The following is a 2,444-nucleotide window of genomic DNA, read 5'->3' as shown; positions in this document are numbered from 1 at the left end:
GTGATTATCGGCTCCGATATTTGGAGCCACTTCGAGGGTGGCTCCGAGGTTCCTCGACTCGAAGCAGGTCGGTGTGATCGGGATCCGAAGCATGCGTCGATTCCGTAGGCGGTTCTTTTGCTCGTCGGTGAGTTCGAAAGGAATGCTCCCCGGAGGGTTGTAATCGGTTGGAAAGATGAATTCTTTGATCGATTCGATGGTGGCCTTCTCGCCACTTCGTCCAACGACCATCGCGGTTTCAAGCACCTTGGCCTCACCGCTCATGACCATGCCTTGAAGCTTCTTCCGCAAGGGAGTGGCATCCGCAGCCTCCCGTTTTTCAGCGATCAGATGGAGGTATCGGCTTTGAGCGACTTGAATATACTCGACCTGAATTCGGACCATTCTGGGAGAATACAAGTGGGGATCAAAGGGATCATATCCATGAGGGTTTTGCTCACCACCTTGAGGAGGGGAGAAGGGGTCATTCGACTGAGCTCCGGCTTCAGTCACGAGAACCCCACTTGCGATGATGGACAGGAGTCTTCTCACGGGGTGTCCTCCAACAGTTCAACCTTCATGATGGTGAGGAGTTTGTCTCCCGGTCCGCCCCCGTCCTTGGGTTCGGTCATCACGCCAACGGTTCTCCAAGTTCCTGGATCCAGCTGCTTGCCTTGGATTCGCTGCGTCTGGAATTGAGGGAAGCTCTCTTTGAAGTCCGGACCTTGAAGCGCAGGGTGCTTCAGAAAAACGATGTCGGCTTTGCGGGTGACAAATTCCAGAGCCCAACCCTGACCGGACTCGAAGGGTGAATCATGGGGGTCGGCTTGATTAAGAGCCGAGATTTCGAATGCCTCACCGATGCTGCGAACTTCGAAGTCGCCGGAGAACCCTGAGAGGACCGGCATGAAAGGCCATGCGTCCCACCAGCCCCGCGCCCGCTTCATCAGTCTTTCCTGATACTCCCTGGACGGTGGAAGCTCCCAACCTGCGTATTCCGTGGGGTAAATAAGTTCACTGGTGGATTCCATGCTGGCTCGTGAGCCGACTGAACAACGGAGGAGGCAGGTATTGTAGAACCGCGCCGCTTCGATCGTGACTATTCGCCGGATCTCTTCGACCAGCGGTTCACCGGCCAGATTCTTGGAAAGAAGCTCCGACAAAACCGGCTGCTCCATCTCGATGACATGCACCGTGACGACAGCGTCCTCCGCCCAGGCGGAGGAAAACATACAAGCCGCGGATGCCAGAGCCCGGATCATTCTCCGCCTTCCTTCACGACCTGAATGTCGCATTTCACGAACACCATGACCTTGCGGGTCATGTCCGTGACACCCTTCTGATCTTTTGGGGAGAGGATGGCGATCAGGTTATATTGATTGTCCAAGCAGGTGATGGCGGTGTTGACCGAAAGCTTGTACATTTGCGGCATCTCAATTCTTGAAACGTTTCCGAGGCCATCCTTGGTCTCGACCCAGACGGTGTTGCCGGTGTGCCAGACAATCTCTGGTGCCAGTTGGAGATCGATGTATTTGTCGTTCTCTCCAAGGGTCGGGGCGATCTCTAGGGTACTGCCAAGATTGCGGGTCTCGAATGCCGTAGGAGTCGCGGGCGTCCTCATCATCCACATCAGCTTGAGCTTCTCGGGGGAGAGTTCGTCCGGTTTTCCGGGGATCGTGATTTTCGAGGGAATTTCGGGCGGTTCGTATTCGGTGGGGTAGATAAATTCCCGGATTCCCTCACTGGTCGCCTTCTCGCCACTTCGGGCAACTACCATCATGGTCTCCAGCACCTCGGCTTCACCCTTTTTGACGAGTTCGACTACCTGTTTCCTGAGTGGAGTGGCATCGCTGCTCGCTGGATCAGATAGGAAAAGAAGCTCGGTCAGCTTGAGGTGGCTCATTTCGACGAACTCAACTTGGACCTGAACATACTTCGGCCGGCCAACATCAGGGTCAAATGGATCGATATCCGAGATTGAATCAGAGTGGGTCGGTGCTTGTGCATCTTCTTTCGAAAATGCCTCAGGCACCTTTTCCTGACCCGACGAAGTTCCGGCCAAAGCCACTCCGGTGATGACGGCCCATCTGCCTAGATACAGTTTGATCATTCCTGATAGACGCAAGTTGGACGGATTCATTCAAGCCAATCCAACGGACCGTACGAAAAGGTGGAATTTGGGCCACAGGATGAAGCCCGAGCTGCCTGCTACGGCTCACTCCGGCTCGGCTTGGGAAGCCTCTCCAAACGCTCAGCTGTTTCTTCGGCCAGTTCCTTGAAGTTCCCCCGGTTCTCGTAGGTAACCTGGAGTTCCTCCTTCATCAAAGCGAGTTCCCGGGCGACTTGCTCCGCTTGTCCGGCATTGATTCCTTCGATCGTCTGATCAAGCAAGCGGTTGGCGGCCGAGCTATACCAAATATTCACGTTGAAGGACTCCACCATGTGGGCAGCCATGAACATCAGAG

Annotated in this window: 3 protein-coding genes and 1 pseudogene; all 4 read right to left on the bottom strand. The window is 54.9% G+C overall.

Annotated features, from left to right (window positions below; translation table 11 throughout):
• Window positions 1–384: pseudogene (locus WBG04_RS20925) on the bottom strand (hypothetical protein); the annotation flags it as partial.
• Between the two features lie 143 nt (window positions 385–527).
• On the bottom strand, window positions 528–1,211 hold the full coding sequence (locus tag WBG04_RS20920) for a hypothetical protein (RefSeq protein ID WP_424316674.1): 684 nt from the start codon (window positions 1,209–1,211) through the stop codon (window positions 528–530).
• Window positions 1,212–1,237: 26 nt separating this feature from the next.
• The gene (locus tag WBG04_RS20915) at window positions 1,238–2,089 is read right to left on the bottom strand and encodes a hypothetical protein (RefSeq protein ID WP_424316673.1); all 852 of its coding nucleotides are present in this window, start codon (window positions 2,087–2,089) and stop codon (window positions 1,238–1,240) included.
• A 98-nt stretch (window positions 2,090–2,187) separates the two neighbouring features.
• Window positions 2,188–2,444: hypothetical protein (locus WBG04_RS20910; RefSeq protein WP_424316672.1), on the bottom strand; the 257-nt coding region annotated here is incomplete at its 5' end.

This window comes from Haloferula sp. (assembly GCF_049672945.1).
GTDB lineage: Bacteria > Verrucomicrobiota > Verrucomicrobiia > Verrucomicrobiales > Akkermansiaceae > Haloferula.
Note: the sequence above shows the minus strand (reverse complement) of the source record. Positions and strands in the feature narration are given on the sequence as shown.